Below are 14,117 nucleotides of genomic sequence, written 5' to 3'. Positions count from 1 at the left end.
AGCGCGGCACGGGGAAAGAGGGAGGAGAGATAGGCCCAATGCAACCGATGTCGCTTCTGGTCACAACATGCGTCTTGTTCGTCGGATCGCACCTGCTTTTGTCGCACCCGCTGCGCGTCCCGCTCGCGGGCCGGATGGGCGAGCGGTCGTTCCAGATCGTCTATTCGATCGTCGCGATCGCGTGCCTGATCATGGTGGTGCAGGCGTGGCGCGGCATGCCGGCTGAGCCGCTTTTTTGGGCGGTCAGCGATGGATTGTGGATATTTGCATCGCTGATCGTGCTGCTCGCCAGCATATTGTTTATGGGGTCGCTGGTCGGCAATCCAGCGCTACCCGCGCCGAACGCCGCCTTCGCTGCACAGGGTGCGGCGCGCGGCGTCTTTGCCATCACGCGCCACCCGATGATGTGGGGTTTTGCCCTCTGGGCTTTCGCCCACGCACTGGTGGTGCCGACGCCGGGGCAGTTCGTGCTGTCGGCGACGATCATCTTCCTCGCGCTCGCCGGATCGGCAGGGCAGGATGTCAAAAAGGCACGGTTGATGGGCGATGCATGGCGTCACTGGGCACTGCGCACCAGTTTCGTTCCCTTTGCGCGCCAGTTGAGCGGGCGCGGGTCATGGGGCGATGCGATCCCGCGCCCGCACGCGCTGTTCGGCGGAATTGTCGTCTGGCTTGCGGCAACCTGGGCGCATGGCGCGCTTGGGTTTATGGTCGCGGGAATTTGGCGCTGGGTGGGGTAGGGCGATGAACGATGCGACGAAGATCGCCGACCTGTCGCTGCGGTTGCTGGGGCGGCCGCTCGAGGAACTCGACGGTGACGAACGCCGTGTCCTCGACGCTATCGCCGAACGCCGCCTGACCAGCCGCGACGCAGCAGACCTCGTCGACCAGGAATCAAGTTTCGGCGCCCGCCTGTCCGACCGCGTCGCCGCCGTCGGCGGGTCGTGGGGTTTCATCATCTTGTTCACCTTCGTGCTGCTTGGCTGGATGCTGCTCAATTCCGAAGTGCTCGCGCGTTGGGGAATGGCGTTCGATCCCTATCCGTTCATCTTCCTCAACCTGATGCTCTCGACGCTGGCGGCGGTGCAGGCGCCCATCATCATGATGAGCCAGAACCGCCAGTCGGCGAAGGACCGGATCGCGGCCGGGCTCGACTATGAGATCAACCTGCGCGCCGAGCTGGAAATCATGCGGCTTCATCACAAGATGGATGAACTGATGGGCGAGGTGAAGGGTTTGAAGCGCTGAATTCTCCCCATTGCTGCGCAACAGGGAGGAACGTTAAAGCCGCACCATCCGCATACCCTGTTCGCCATAGCGCGGCCCGCTCGTGCCGCCGCGCGGTGCAGCCGCCTCGATCGCTGCAAGGTCATCGGCGGTCAGCGTCAGTCCGGTTGCGGCCACGCTGTCTTCCATCGTCGCGCGGCGCTTGGTGCCCGGGATCGGGGCAATATCCTCACCCTGCGCGAGCAGCCAAGCCAGCGCGACCTGCGCCTTCGATGCGCCATGCCTGTCCGCAACCGCACCAATCGCATCGACGATCGCAAGGTTGGCGGGAAAATTCTCTTCCGAATAACGCGGATCGTTACGGCGCCAATCGCCCTCGGGCAGTTCGTTGCGGCTGCGCACCGCGCCCGCAAGGAAACCGCGGCCAAGCGGCGAATAGGGCACGAAGCCGATGCCATGCTCGCGGCAAACGCCCAGGATTTCCTCCTCCACGTCGCGTTCCCAGATCGAATATTCGCTCTGCAACGCGCTGATCGGCGCGGCTTTGGCCGCCCGGCGCAGCGTCTCTGGACCGGCTTCGGACAGTGCGATGTGGCGCACCTTGCCCTCGTTCACCAACTCCATCATCCCGCCGACGACTTCCTCGATCGGGATCGAGGGATCGACACGGTGCTGATAGAAAAGGTCGATCGTGTCGATGCCCAGCCGCTGGAGCGATCCTTCGCACGCGGCGCGCGCGTTGGCGGGGGACCCATCGACGCCGACAATCTGGTTGCCGTCGAACTTGAAGCCGAACTTGGTCGCGATGATCAGGCCGTCGCGCTTGCCCTTGATCGCTTCGCCCAGCAATTCCTCGTTGCTGAACGGACCATAGATTTGCGCGGTGTCGAAAAAGGTGACCCCCAGGTCGATTGCGCGGTGGATCGTCCGCGTCGATTCATCGAGGTCGGCGGCTTCGCCATAGAGGATGTTGCCGCCCTTGATCATCGGCATGCAGCCGATGCCGATGGCGGAGACTTTCAGGCCGTGGCCGAGCGTGCGATATTTCATAGTGCCTCTCCTGCTGGTTCGTCTCCGACACCGTCCGCAGCATATTTGGTGGCGGTCACGTCGGCGATAACATTGCCGAGGGTGCGGAATATATCGGGGAAGGTCTCGACCGCGACGAGCAGCCCGAGCGGCGCGACGGGGACCCCCATCGACACCGCGATCGGGGCGATCGATGTGACGAAGCTGATCGATCCCGGCAGGCTGACCGAACTCAGCGCGGCGGCCATCGCGACGCCCAGGCCAACCGCCATTTCCCATGGGGTCAATTCGATGCCGAACAGCCAGGCGACATAGACCACGACCGCAAGGTTCATCGCGGTGCTGGTGAAGCGGAACAACGCGACCGCGAGCGGCAGAACGACGTCGGCCTTTTTGGGGTCGACCCCCAGCTCTTCGGTCGCCTTGAGCATCGCGGGGAGGCTGGCGAGCGAGCTTTGCGTGCTGATCGCGACCGCCAGCGTCGGCACCATCGCCCGGACGAAGCGTTGTAAGGGAATGCCTGCGACAAGCCACGCCAGCATCAGGCCGAGGAGGACGGTGCAGACGCCGATACCCGACAGGATCAGCACATAATGGACGAGCCCGCCGAACGCCGCGACGCCGGCCTTGACCGCAAGCGCATAGCCGAGCGCGAAAACACCGATCGGAGCAAGCGCGAGGACCCAGCCGATGACGATCAGCATCGCGTCGCCGAGCGCCTTGAACAGCCCCGAAAGCGTCGCGCGCTGTTCGGGCGGCAGGCGGGTGATGGCGAAGGCGAAGATGGTGGTGAAGACGATCAGGGGCAACACCGTCGTTTCGGCTGCCGCCGCGATCGGGTTCGACGGGATGAGGCCGAGGATGAAATCGGCGAAAGTCGGTGAAGGCGGAGCCTCGGTCGCTCCGCCAAGCCCGTGGCGCAGCGCATCGGCCGCACCCGCCGACAGGGGGAACAGGCGCAGCAACAGCGGCGTCATGATCAGCGACATCAGCCCCGAAAGGAAGATGGCGGCCAGAAAGATCATCACCGCGCGGCCCGCCAGCGTTCCCGCGCGCGCGGCATCGGCGGTCGCGGTGATGCCGGTGACGAGCAGTGCGACGATCAACGGAATGATCGTCATCGTCAGCGCCTTCAGCCACAAGAGGCCGATGGTCTCGATATAGGGGAGCGACGCTCCCCCCGCCGCAGGCGACAGCGTTTCCACGCAGATCCCCAGCAGCATCCCGGCGATGAGCGCCGAGAGGATGATCCATGCCGATTTCACGCTATAATCTCCCGGCAAATCCCCCGGCCAGCTTGCCAAGCAAAAAAGGGTGACCTAGGGCCATCCCGATAGCCGGGGCAGGCCTTTTCTTCTCTCCACGGCTTAGGTAGCAGAGGTGACATGCGCAAGTTTTTCGGCACCGACGGGATCCGCGGTCTGACCAATCAGGTTCCGATGACGGTCGAGGTCGCGATGCGCGTCGGCATGGCGGCGGGCACGCACTTTCTGCGCGGCACCCACAAGCACCGCGTGGTGATCGGCAAGGATACGCGACTGTCGGGCTATATGCTCGAAAACGCGCTGGTTGCGGGCTTTACCAGCGTCGGCATGGACGTGGTGCAGGTCGGCCCGATGCCGACCCCGGCGGTTGCGATGCTGACCCAGTCGATGCGCGCTGACCTGGGCGTGATGCTGTCGGCGAGCCACAATCCCTTTCACGACAATGGCATCAAATTATTCGGTCCCGACGGCTATAAGCTGTCGGACGCCGACGAAGCGCAGATCGAATTGCTGCTCGACGCCGCGCCGAAGCTTGCCGAACCTGCGCATATCGGCCGTGCGAAGCGGATCGAGGATGCGCGCGGCCGCTATATTCACGCGGTGAAACAGAGCCTGCCGCAATCGGTGCGCCTCGACGGGCTGAAAATCGTGCTCGATTGCGCCAATGGCGCGGCCTATAACAGCGCGCCCACGGTGTTCTGGGAATTGGGCGCCGACGTCGTTACGATCGGCGTCAGCCCGAACGGCACCAACATCAACGACCGCTGCGGATCGACTGCGCCCGCGCTGCTTCAGGAAACCGTCGTCGCGAGCGGCGCCGATATCGGCATTGCGCTCGACGGAGACGCCGACCGGCTGATCGTCGTCGATGAAGCCGGTGCGATCGTCGATGGCGACCAGATCATGGCGCTGATCGGCGCGAGCTGGGCGCGGCAGGGGCGACTGAAGGGCGGCGGGGTCGTCGCGACGGTGATGTCCAACCTTGGCCTCGAACGCTTTCTTGAGGGCGAAGGTCTGCGGCTTGAACGCACCAAGGTCGGCGACCGTTATGTCCTGGAACGCATGAAAAGCGGCGGTTTCAACGTCGGCGGCGAACAGTCGGGGCATATGATATTGTCCGACCATGCGACGACCGGCGACGGCACGCTCGCGGCGCTGCAGGTGCTGGCCGAACTGGTCACCACGGGAAAGCCCGCCAGCGAATTGCTCCACCAGTTCGACGCGGTGCCGCAGCTTTTGAAAAATGTCCGCTTTGCGGGCGGCAAGCCGCTCGACGACGCGCATGTCAAGGCGGCGATCGCCGACGGCGAAGCCGTGCTCGCGGGTCGCGGGCGGCTGGTTATCCGCGCCTCCGGCACCGAACCGCTCATCCGCGTCATGGCCGAAGGCGATGATGCGACCCAGGTTGAACAAGTCGTCGACAGCATCTGCGACGCAGTAAGAAAGGCAGTAAGCTAACATGTTGGAAATGCGCCCCGATTGCGAAAAGTGCGGCCGCGATTTGCCCGCCGATATCCATGGTGCTTTCATCTGTTCGTTCGAATGCACTTTTTGCGCGAATTGCGCCGACAAGCTGGACGAGCGTTGCCCCAATTGCGGCGGCGACCTGCTCGACCGGCCGCTGCGTGAAGGCGCGCAGCTGGCGAAATTCCCGGCGTCGACGGAGCGGAAGCACAAGGGGTGACCGCACGCGTCCTGATCATCGCCGGCTCGGATAGTGGCGGCGGCGCCGGAATCCAGGCGGACATCAAGACGGTGACGATGCTGGGCGGTCACGCGATGACCGCGATCGCTGCGATCACCGCGCAGAATACGATGGGCGTGCAGGGCGTTCATGCGGTGCCGACCGACATGGTGCTGATGCAGATCGACAGCGTCGTTGCCGACATCGGCGTGGACGCAGTCAAGATCGGCATGATCGGCAGCGCCGAGACCGCAGCGGCGGTCGCGGAGCGGCTGACGCGTCCTGATCTGGCGGGCGCGGCGGTGGTGTTTGATCCGGTGATGGTTTCGACGAGCGGGTCGGTGCTGGCCGATGCCGGCACGATCCGCGCGTTCGAAAAACTGCTCGCGCGGGCAAGCGTGGCGACGCCCAATCTGGGCGAACTCGACGCATTGGGCGGCGAAGCGGCGGTGCTGGCGCATGGCTGCGCGTTGCTGGTCAAGGGCGGGCACGGCGCGGGCGAAACCGTGACCGACCGGCTGCTGGAGCCGGGCGAGGGCGAAGTTGCGCGCTGGGAAGCGCCGCGCATCGAAACGCAGCACACCCATGGAACGGGGTGCACGCTGGCAAGCGCGATCGCGACCGGGCTCGCGCAGGGCATGCCGCTCGAACCGGCGGTGGCGCGGGCACGCGATTTCGTGCGGCTCGCCCTGCTCGACGCGCCGGGGCTCGGCGAGGGCCATGGCCCGATGGGGCAGCAGAAAGTGCGCAACGATGGGCTGTTCACCGGGCCGGCACTCAACCAGTTCACCTTGCCCGCGAGCGATTATGCCGCATCGGTGGCTTTCTACCGGCAGATGGGGCTGACGCTGATCGTCGACAGCCCCGACAATGGATATGCGCGGTTCGAAGCGACGAACGGCGTCACCCTGTCGATCCACGTTCACGAAGGCGTCGGCGACGGTGCGGCAGGCGGCGCAACCACTTATCTGGAGAGTGGCGCGCTCGACGCATGGGTCGCCTATCTGGCGCGCCGCGGCGTGCGCTTCGACCAGATGCCGCGCGATGAGGAATGGGGCTGGCGCGAAGCGCGGCTGGCCGACCCCGCGGGCAATCGCCTGTGCCTCTATCAGGCGGGCGAATATCGGCGCTATCCGCCGTGGCGGATCTAGGGCGGGGCGGCATTATGTTGATCCGTTCGTGTCGAGCGAAGTCGAGACACCCATCGACCGTGCATTTCGCCGAGGAGCATCTCGACTTCGCTCGATGCGAACGGGAAATTTTGTCTGCATTCCCCTCTCGAAATCTGGAGGGGGACCGATGATCGTCGGCGTCGACGAAGCCGGGCGCGGACCGCTTGCCGGTCCGGTGGTCGCAGCCGCCGTGCTGCTTTGCGACGGCGGAATCGTCGGCCTCGACGACAGCAAGAAGCTCACCGCAAAGCGGCGCGCCATATTGGAAATCGAAATCAAGGCGCGCTGCCGCTGGGGCATTGGCGAGGCGAGCGTCGCGGAAATCGACCGCATCAACATCTTGCAGGCGACCTTCCTCGCAATGACCCGCGCGGTCGAGGCGCTGGGTTTCGAGCCCGCCGAGGTGCTGGTCGACGGGAACCGCCTGCCGCGCTGGAAATATAGCGCGCGCGCCATCGTCGGCGGCGACGCCCTTCATCCGTCCATTTCGGCGGCGAGCATCCTTGCCAAGGAGCATCGCGACCGCTTCATGGTCGCGGCGTCGCGTGACTTTCCGGGCTTTGGCTGGGAACGCAATATGGGCTATGGTACGGCCCAGCATCTTGCGGCGCTGCGCCAATATGGCCCAACGCCGCATCATCGGACCAGCTTTGCCCCGGTCGCAAACAGGCTGCTGGTCTGACCAAAAGCCTCAAGAGGGGGAGTGGGTAATGCGCAGCGGATTCACGGCCGACGATGTCGGCACGCAGACCGGGCGGCGCTTTCTGGTCACCGGCGCCAACGCCGGGCTGGGCTTTGAAACCACAAAGATATTGGCGGCACGCGGCGGGCATGTCGTGCTCGCCTGCCGCGATCGGGCCCGCGCCGAAGCGGCGATGAACCGTATCCGCGTCGATCTGCCGCGGGCCGATCTGTCCTTCCTGTCGCTCGACCTTGCGGACCTCGATCAGGTGCGTGACGCGGCGCAGGCGGTGCTGGCGGGGCCGCGCATCGATGTGCTGATCAACAATGCCGGGGTGATGATCCCGCCGCGCACGCTGACGAAGCAGGGTTATGAACTGCAATTCGGGGTCAATCACCTCGGCACCTTCGCCTTCACCGGGCTGGTTTATCCCCATGTCGACGACCGCATCGTGATCACCGCCAGCCTCGCGCACAAGAGCGGCGAAATGGACTATGGCGACCTCGACGCCAGCCGCAGCTATCATAAATGGCCGCGCTATCAGATGAGCAAACTCGCCAATCTTCTCCACATGTTCGAACTTGACCGGCGACTGAGTGCGGCGGGGCGGGCGACGCAGGCGATCGGTTGTCATCCCGGGGTAGCGATCACCGAACTCACGCGCCATCTGCCGCTGCCCCTACGCAGCATGACCCCGCTCGCGGCACCCTTTTTCAACAGCGCGGCGCAAGGGGCGTGGCCGACCCTGCAGGCCGCGACCGGCGCGCATGTCGAGGGCGGGGACTATCTGGGGCCGCAGGGGATCGGCGAAGTGTCGGGACGCTCGGGCCCCGCGCGCGCAACGCGCGCTGCGCGCGACCCCCGGACGGCGCGCGAATTATGGGAGCGTTCGGTCGATCTGACGGGCGTCGATCCGGGGCTTTGAACGATTTGCTTTCGTCCGGCATCCTTGTGAGCCGTTCGTGTAGATTGCGTCGAACGGCTGTTTGTCTTTCCCGGGAAGGGAAGGGCGGCGGCTGGTCGGGTTCGACTTTCCCCATCGCTGCGCGGCAGGGAGGCGCGAAAAGTGAAATTTTTTTCGCCGGTGAGTCTTCGTGGCCACACCACCAGTGGTTGAGTCTGCGAGTCGCGCCCGACTCCATATGGTGTGCCAGACTCCTTTCGTTCTCATCCCGTTAACCGCTTAGTTACGCGGAATCCCTAGAGTCTGGCGCTTGACGGCGGACTCCGCCTGACTCATCAAGGCCTTCTTTCGGTTAAGAGCAAGGGGCGAAAACATGGGTGTGATGGAACGGGTCAAGGCGCCGGCGGTCAAAGCGCGGGCGGCGAAACCGGCCCCGGTCGAGCTTCCGCTCGACAGCATCCTGCAGGGCGATTGCGTCGAAATGATGCGCTCGCTGCCCGCCGCCAGCGTCGACATGATCTTCGCCGACCCGCCGTACAACCTTCAGCTCGGCGGCGATCTCCATCGCCCCGACGGCAGCCAGGTCGACGCGGTCGACGACGAATGGGACAAGTTCGACAGCCTCGCGACCTATGACCGCTTCACCCATGCATGGCTGAAGGAAGCGAAGCGCATCCTGAAGCCCGGCGGCAGCATCTGGGTGATCGGCAGCTATCACAATATCTTCCGCGTCGGCACCGCGCTTCAGGACAATGGTTATTGGATCCTCAACGACATCGTGTGGCGCAAGGCGAACCCGATGCCGAATTTCAAGGGCACGCGCTTTACCAACGCGCATGAGACGCTGATCTGGGCGTCGATGGGCGAAAAGTCGCGCTACACCTTCAATTATCGCGCGATGAAGACGCTGAACGACGAACTGCAGATGCGCTCCGACTGGCTGATCCCGATCTGCGGCGGCGGCGAGCGGCTCAAAAAGGGCGGTACCAAGGTCCATCCGACGCAAAAGCCCGAAGCCTTGCTCTATCGCATCCTGCTGGCCTGTTCGAACCCCGGCGACGTGATCCTCGATCCCTTCTTCGGCACCGGTACGACGGGCGCGGTCGCGAAGCGCCTCGGCCGTCATTACATCGGCATCGAACGCGAGGATGACTATATCGCCGCCGCGAAGGAGCGCATCGAAATGGCGCTGCCGCTCGATGAAAGCGCGGTGAAGACGATGATGGCGCCCAAGGCCGCGACGCGCGTCGCATTCGGCACTTTGGTCGAGGGCGGGCTGATCGCGCCGGGTTCGGTGCTGACCGACAGCAAGCGTCGCTGGAAGGCGAAAGTGCGCGTCGACGGCAGTCTGGATTGCGAAGGCCATCCGGCGGGCTCGATCCACAAGATGGGCGCCGCGGTACAGGGCGCGCCGAGTTGCAACGGCTGGACCTTCTGGCACGTCGATACCAAGGACGGGCTGCGCGAGATCGACACGGTGCGGCAGACCTGGCTGCTGGCAAACGAGGCGTAGGGAATTGAACGTCGCCCTCGCAAAGGCGGGGGCCGCAATCGGCGTAGGCTAAGGTTGCCAGCGGCCCCCGCCTTCGCGGGGGCGACGATGTGGGGAAAGAAGCATGTTCGCACCGCTGATCAGGGCCGATTTCGGCAACGCCTCTTCGGCCGCGCAAATCTATTGCCGCCCGGCCTGCTTCATCGACCGGCCGCACGAACTCGACGACGCCTGCCTGCGTATCGCCGACACGATGGTCTGGTTCGCCGCATGGCACGTCAGCCTGCGCGACGGGTTGGCGGTGAAGTCGGCGGTCGTCCCGGTTCCCGAACTCACCGACTGGATCGCCGCTATGCCCGATGGGCTGGCAAGCGCTGCTTCAGCGCAGCTTGCCGCGGTAGCGCGCCCGCGCGGCGTGCTGCAACTCGGCGAGCGCAATGTGCGGCTGAACGAGCCGCAGTTGATGGGCATCCTCAACGTCACGCCGGACAGTTTTTCCGATGGCGGCAAGCATGTCGATACCGAAGCTGCGATCGAGCATGGGTTCGCGATGGCCTCGGCGGGCGCCGCGATCATCGATGTCGGCGGCGAATCCACGCGTCCCGGCGCGCCGCTCGTCTGGGAAGGCGACGAGATTGAGCGGATAGCGCCCGTCGTGGCGGCGCTGGCGCGCGGCGGCGTCGCGGTGTCGATCGACACCCGCAAGGCCGCGGTGATGGAGGCCGCGCTGGGCGCCGGCGCGACGATCGTCAACGACATTGCCGCGCTACGCTATGACGACCGCGCGATGGAGGTCGTTGCGAACAGCGGCTGCCATGTCGTCCTGATGCACGCGCCTTCGGCGAAGAGCGACCCGCACGAGGGCGGCACCTATGCCCACCCGCTGTTCGACGTCTATGACATGCTGGCGGATCGTATCGCGGCGTGCGTCGCAGCCGGGATCGACCGAGCAAAGATCATCGTCGATCCGGGCATTGGCTTCGGCAAGGGCATCGGCGACAATCTGGCGCTGGTGAATGGCCTCGCGCTGTTCCACAGCCTTGGCTGTCCGTTGCTGTTCGCGGCAAGCCGCAAGCGGATGATCGGCGCGCTCGACAATGAAGCGCCCGCCGACGAACGGCTCGGCGGTACGATTGCCCTGCATTATCAGGCGGCTACGCACGGCGCGCAGTTGCTGCGCGTCCATGATGTGCTGGAAAACCGGCAGGCGCTCCGCGTGTGGCGCGGGCTCCGGGATGTGGCGCTGACCGGCTGAGTTCAGGCCGCCGTTTCGATCCCCAGATCGCTCAATTTGCGGTAGAGGGTCGAACGACCGATCCCCAGCCGTCGTGCGACTTCGCTCATCCGGCCGCGATAATGGCCGATTGCGAGGCGGATGACGTCGGCCTCGATTTCTTCGAGCGGACGTAGATTGCCGTCGGGCAGATAGAGGGTGACGCCGATCGCTTCCCCGTTGATCGCAATGTTGCGGTCGCTGGTGCCGCCGCCGAGTGCGCCTTCGATGGCGCGGAAATCGGCGCTGGTCAGTACATCGGTTTCGCTTTCGACCGCGGCGCGGAACAAGACGTCCTGCAACTGGCGGACATTGCCCGGCCAGGCATAGGCGGCAAGCAGGCGCAGCGCGTCGTCGGTGACGCCGATCGGCCCCATGCCGGGAAGTCCGCCGATGCGCGCGAGCAAATGGCGCGCCAGCGGGCCGACGTCGCCGCGGCGTTCGGAAAGCGAGGGCAGGGTGAATTGCGCACTCGCCAGCGCGTAATAGAGATCCTCGCGGAAATGGCCGGCCTCGATCAGCTTTTCGAGCGGGCTGGTGCTGGTCGCGATGATGCGCACATCGACGCTCTGGCGGATGCTGCCGCCGATCATCTGCACTTCGCCCGTCTTCAGAAATTCGACGAGTTTCGCTTGGGTTTCGAGCGGGATGCATTCGACATGGTCGATGATGACGCTGCCGCCGTCGGCCTGCACCAGTCGCCCGATCTGACGATCAAAGGCCCCGGGAAAGGCACCGCGTTCGTGGCCGAACAGGCCGGAACCGATCAGCCCCGGCGACACGGCCGAGCAATCGACCATAACCAGCGCGGCGCGCGCACGCGGGCTCGCGCTATGGATCGCGCGGGCAAAAACTTCTTTGCCCGTACCGGCCTTGCCGTTGATCAATACCGGGACGCGCGCGCGCGCGGCCTTGGCGGCGATCGCGAGCGCGCTGCGGAAATTGGGGCTGGATCCGATAATCTCTTCAAACGCCAGCGGGGCGCGGAGCTTTTCGGTGAGCGGGCGGAGTTCGGCCTGCGGACCGCTCGTCGACACGACGCGGTCGAGCGCGCCGAGCAGGCGGTCGGGGGCGATGGGTTTCTGGACGAAATCGCTCGCCCCGGCGCGCATCGAACTGACCGCGACCTCGACGCCGTTGCGCATCGTGATGACGATCAGCGGCAGCGCAGGACGCCAGCGGCGCAGTTCGGCGACGAATTCGGCGATCGCCATACCCGGCGTGCCCTGATCGACGAGCACGGCGTCGAGGCCCATGCCCTCCTGCGTACCCAGCGTCGCAAGCGCGGTGTCGGTGTCACCTGCGACGATGCTGCGCCAGCCGCCACGCGATACCAGCGCCGACAGAAAACGCTGCTGTGCCGGCTCGCTGTCGACGATCATCACCGTCCGGGTATCACGCGTGCTCGTCATGGTCGTGCTTCTGTCCCCTCTGCCGGCATGGTCATGCCGTTGTTCTGCGGTATGAATCCTCTATAGGGCAAGAGGAGTAAAAGGGCGATTAAGGCCGTTTGACTTTTGCGGGCGCAATGGCGGCGATCGGCAATCCGGCACTTGAGCATATGGAATGCCGTGGCTAAGACCGGCGCGACGTCCGATTCTGACGATTCCGGCCGCGCACATGCGCGCCCGGTGACGAACGGTTAAAGGGGATAAATGATGGCACAGCAGGACATGAAGGCAGCCGACGAAACCTATTCGGGTTTCATCAACCTGTTCAAGATCGGCTCGATCATTACGGCGGTCATCGTCGCCTTTGTCGTTCTGTTGATCTCCTGACCGGCCCCGGCATGCGCATTGCTGTGCTGAAAGAGCTCGCCGCTGGCGAGACTCGCGTCGCTGCGACCCCCGAAACGGTCAAGAAATTCATTGGCCTGGGTGCGGAAGTCGCCGTTGAAGCAGGGGCGGGCGAGCAGGCCTCGGTCGCCGATGCCGATTATAGCTCCGCGGGCGCCAAGGTCGGTAGCCGCGCCGATGTGCTGAAGGGTGCGAACATCATCCTCGCCATCCAGGGCCCGGATCCCAAGGGCCTGACAGGCTTTGCCGATGGCGCCTGGCTTGCCGCCGGGCTCAACCCGTTCGGCGAACGCGCGCGCGTCGACGAATATGCGAAGCTGGGGCTTGAAGCGTTGGCGATGGAATTCATGCCGCGCATCACGCGCGCGCAGTCGATGGACATCCTCTCCAGTCAGGCGAACCTTGCGGGTTACAAGGCGGTGCTGATGGCGGCGAACGCCTATGGCCGCGCTTTCCCGATGATGATGACCGCCGCCGGTACGGTGAGCGCCGCCAAGGCGTTCGTCATGGGTGTCGGCGTCGCCGGGCTTCAGGCGATCGCGACCGCACGCCGTCTGGGCGCACAGGTCAGCGCGACCGACGTGCGCGCGGCGACCAAGGAACAGATTTTGTCGCTTGGCGCCAAGCCGATCTTCGTCGAGACCGTTGCGGGGATCGAGGGCGAGGGCACGGGCGGCTATGCCACCGAAATGTCCGACGAGTATAAGGCGGCGCAGGCCGAACTCGTGTCGTCGCACATCGCCAAGCAGGATATTGTCATCACCACCGCGCTGATCCCGGGGCGCCCCGCGCCGCGGCTGATCAGCGACGCGCAGCTCGCAACGATGCGCACCGGCAGCGTGATCGTCGACATGGCCGCCGAAAGTGGCGGCAATGTCGAAGGTTCGGTATCGGGCGAAGCAAAGCGCATCCACGGCGTCACGGTCATCGGCGCAAGCAATATCGCCGCGCTGATGCCGGCCGACACGAGCGCGCTGTTCAGCCGCAACCTGTTCAACTTCCTGTCGGCCTTCTGGGACAAGGAAGCCGGCAAGCCGGTGCTCGACGAGGAAATCGGCAATGCGGTACGCCTGACGCAGGGCGGCAAGGTCGTGAGCGAGCGGCTGCTGGGGTGATTTCCCTCTCGCTCTTCCTGATGCTGGCCGGTGGAGCGGAGGTGCCGGTGGCATTTCGGGGAGTCGGTGACGACGGCTTGAGTGCTCGGTTCTACGCCGAAGTGGAAAGGGCGTTGACGGGCGACGATCGCATCCGGCCGGCATCGGCCGGAGAGGATGCGCGGTTCGCGCTTTATTCCGAATCCAATGTTGTTCCGCTTGATGGCGCCAATGACGCGTTTTCCTATCGGATCATACTGAGGGAAGGCGCTTCGGCAGAGGGGGTCGCGCTGGCCCGCTTCGAAGGAAACTGCTCCGGCCCGGTATCGCAATGCGCCGATCATCTTGCTGCGCGTGTCGCAAAAAGCGTGGTCAGCCTGTCATCGACACACAGGTAGGATTTTGCGCCAGAGACTGCGCCCGACACATTGCCGCTAGCTGAAGGACGAGTGGCTGCTTCGCGGGATATAGCGGAAAATTGCCAATTCCGGCCTTTCCA

The 14,117-nt window shown here is 64.9% G+C and carries 15 protein-coding genes; 12 read left to right on the top strand and 3 right to left on the bottom strand.

Annotated features, from left to right (window positions below; genetic code table 11):
* Positions 1–38: 38 nt before the first annotated feature.
* On the top strand, positions 39–740 hold the full coding sequence (locus tag ACSYDV_RS16375) for an NnrU family protein (protein ID WP_438324898.1): 702 nt from the start codon (positions 39–41) through the stop codon (positions 738–740).
* A gap of 4 nt (positions 741–744) precedes the next feature.
* Positions 745–1,248: a DUF1003 domain-containing protein gene (locus ACSYDV_RS16370; protein WP_438324897.1), complete on the top strand. Its 504-nt coding sequence runs from the start codon at positions 745–747 to the stop codon at positions 1,246–1,248.
* A 33-nt stretch (positions 1,249–1,281) separates the two neighbouring features.
* Here the strand turns inward: ACSYDV_RS16370 and ACSYDV_RS16365 are convergent, their stop codons facing one another.
* Together ACSYDV_RS16365 and ACSYDV_RS16360 are read right to left on the bottom strand one after the other, a co-directional pair.
* Positions 1,282–2,277 carry an aldo/keto reductase gene (locus ACSYDV_RS16365; protein WP_438324896.1) on the bottom strand — a complete coding sequence of 332 codons (996 nt, stop codon included), beginning with the start codon at positions 2,275–2,277 and terminating at the stop codon, positions 1,282–1,284.
* Positions 2,274–3,521: a dicarboxylate/amino acid:cation symporter gene (locus ACSYDV_RS16360; RefSeq protein WP_438324895.1), complete on the bottom strand. Its 1,248-nt coding sequence runs from the start codon at positions 3,519–3,521 to the stop codon at positions 2,274–2,276. Before ACSYDV_RS16360 ends, ACSYDV_RS16365 begins: the two co-directional genes overlap by 4 nt.
* A gap of 120 nt (positions 3,522–3,641) precedes the next feature.
* Here ACSYDV_RS16360 and glmM point away from each other — a divergent pair, with 120 nt between their 5' ends.
* The 7 genes from glmM (at position 3,642) to folP (ending at position 10,710) form a co-directional block, all read left to right on the top strand.
* Positions 3,642–4,979 carry a phosphoglucosamine mutase gene (gene glmM, locus ACSYDV_RS16355; protein WP_438324894.1) on the top strand — a complete coding sequence of 446 codons (1,338 nt, stop codon included), beginning with the start codon at positions 3,642–3,644 and terminating at the stop codon, positions 4,977–4,979.
* Position 4,980: 1 nt separating this feature from the next.
* Complete coding sequence (locus ACSYDV_RS16350; RefSeq protein WP_438324893.1) at positions 4,981–5,205, top strand: DUF1272 domain-containing protein; 225 nt, start codon at positions 4,981–4,983, stop codon at positions 5,203–5,205.
* Positions 5,202–6,356 (top strand): bifunctional hydroxymethylpyrimidine kinase/phosphomethylpyrimidine kinase, encoded by a 1,155-nt coding sequence (gene thiD, locus ACSYDV_RS16345; protein ID WP_438324892.1) that lies wholly within the window; start codon positions 5,202–5,204, stop codon positions 6,354–6,356. Before ACSYDV_RS16350 ends, thiD begins: the two co-directional genes overlap by 4 nt.
* Positions 6,357–6,504: 148 nt before the next feature.
* Positions 6,505–7,059: a ribonuclease HII gene (gene rnhB / locus ACSYDV_RS16340; protein ID WP_438324891.1), complete on the top strand. Its 555-nt coding sequence runs from the start codon at positions 6,505–6,507 to the stop codon at positions 7,057–7,059.
* A 28-nt stretch (positions 7,060–7,087) separates the two neighbouring features.
* A complete protein-coding gene (locus ACSYDV_RS16335) occupies positions 7,088–7,984 on the top strand; it encodes an oxidoreductase (protein WP_438324890.1) in 897 nt (298 codons plus the stop codon).
* A 352-nt stretch (positions 7,985–8,336) separates the two neighbouring features.
* Entirely contained in the window at positions 8,337–9,476 is a 1,140-nt protein-coding gene (locus ACSYDV_RS16330) for a site-specific DNA-methyltransferase (RefSeq protein ID WP_438324889.1), read from the top strand.
* Between the two features lie 103 nt (positions 9,477–9,579).
* Positions 9,580–10,710, top strand: coding sequence for a dihydropteroate synthase (gene folP / locus ACSYDV_RS16325; protein WP_438324888.1), 1,131 nt, complete (start codon positions 9,580–9,582; stop codon positions 10,708–10,710).
* A gap of 2 nt (positions 10,711–10,712) precedes the next feature.
* On the opposite strand, the gene ACSYDV_RS16320 is transcribed toward folP, so the two are convergent.
* Complete coding sequence (locus tag ACSYDV_RS16320; protein WP_438324887.1) at positions 10,713–12,140, bottom strand: sigma-54-dependent transcriptional regulator; 1,428 nt, start codon at positions 12,138–12,140, stop codon at positions 10,713–10,715.
* Positions 12,141–12,386: 246 nt separating this feature from the next.
* Between ACSYDV_RS16320 and ACSYDV_RS16315 the strand changes: the two genes are divergently transcribed.
* Genes ACSYDV_RS16315 through ACSYDV_RS16305 form a run of 3 tightly spaced genes read left to right on the top strand, consistent with a single transcriptional unit; the run spans position 12,387 to position 14,016 of the window.
* Positions 12,387–12,506 (top strand): aa3-type cytochrome c oxidase subunit IV, encoded by a 120-nt coding sequence (locus ACSYDV_RS16315; RefSeq protein ID WP_438324886.1) that lies wholly within the window; start codon positions 12,387–12,389, stop codon positions 12,504–12,506.
* An 11-nt stretch (positions 12,507–12,517) separates the two neighbouring features.
* Positions 12,518–13,639 carry an NAD(P) transhydrogenase subunit alpha gene (locus ACSYDV_RS16310; protein WP_438324885.1) on the top strand — a complete coding sequence of 374 codons (1,122 nt, stop codon included), beginning with the start codon at positions 12,518–12,520 and terminating at the stop codon, positions 13,637–13,639.
* Positions 13,636–14,016, top strand: coding sequence for a hypothetical protein (locus ACSYDV_RS16305; RefSeq protein WP_438324884.1), 381 nt, complete (start codon positions 13,636–13,638; stop codon positions 14,014–14,016). The genes ACSYDV_RS16310 and ACSYDV_RS16305 overlap by 4 nt, the downstream gene beginning before the upstream one ends.
* Positions 14,017–14,117: the final 101 nt, after the last annotated feature.

The sequence above is a fragment of the Sphingopyxis selenitireducens genome, from assembly GCF_051550705.1.
Lineage (GTDB): Bacteria > Pseudomonadota > Alphaproteobacteria > Sphingomonadales > Sphingomonadaceae > Sphingopyxis.
The sequence above is the reverse complement of the archived record's forward strand: the minus strand, read 5'-3'. Positions and strand labels throughout refer to the sequence as shown.

What these genes read in the sequence shown, in the direction of transcription:
- ACSYDV_RS16375 (WP_438324898.1), top strand. Translation starts at nt 39, where the DNA reads ATGCAACCGATGTCGCTTCTGGTCACAACATGCGTCTTGTTCGTCGGA.
- glmM (WP_438324894.1), top strand. Translation starts at nt 3,642, where the DNA reads ATGCGCAAGTTTTTCGGCACCGACGGGATCCGCGGTCTGACCAATCAG.
- ACSYDV_RS16320 (WP_438324887.1), bottom strand. Translation starts at nt 12,140, where the DNA reads ATGACGAGCACGCGTGATACCCGGACGGTGATGATCGTCGACAGCGAG.
- ACSYDV_RS16315 (WP_438324886.1), top strand. Translation starts at nt 12,387, where the DNA reads ATGGCACAGCAGGACATGAAGGCAGCCGACGAAACCTATTCGGGTTTC.
- ACSYDV_RS16365 (WP_438324896.1), bottom strand. Translation starts at nt 2,277, where the DNA reads ATGAAATATCGCACGCTCGGCCACGGCCTGAAAGTCTCCGCCATCGGC.
- ACSYDV_RS16350 (WP_438324893.1), top strand. Translation starts at nt 4,981, where the DNA reads ATGTTGGAAATGCGCCCCGATTGCGAAAAGTGCGGCCGCGATTTGCCC.
- ACSYDV_RS16370 (WP_438324897.1), top strand. Translation starts at nt 745, where the DNA reads ATGAACGATGCGACGAAGATCGCCGACCTGTCGCTGCGGTTGCTGGGG.
- rnhB (WP_438324891.1), top strand. Translation starts at nt 6,505, where the DNA reads ATGATCGTCGGCGTCGACGAAGCCGGGCGCGGACCGCTTGCCGGTCCG.
- ACSYDV_RS16330 (WP_438324889.1), top strand. Translation starts at nt 8,337, where the DNA reads ATGGGTGTGATGGAACGGGTCAAGGCGCCGGCGGTCAAAGCGCGGGCG.
- ACSYDV_RS16310 (WP_438324885.1), top strand. Translation starts at nt 12,518, where the DNA reads ATGCGCATTGCTGTGCTGAAAGAGCTCGCCGCTGGCGAGACTCGCGTC.
- ACSYDV_RS16335 (WP_438324890.1), top strand. Translation starts at nt 7,088, where the DNA reads ATGCGCAGCGGATTCACGGCCGACGATGTCGGCACGCAGACCGGGCGG.
- folP (WP_438324888.1), top strand. Translation starts at nt 9,580, where the DNA reads ATGTTCGCACCGCTGATCAGGGCCGATTTCGGCAACGCCTCTTCGGCC.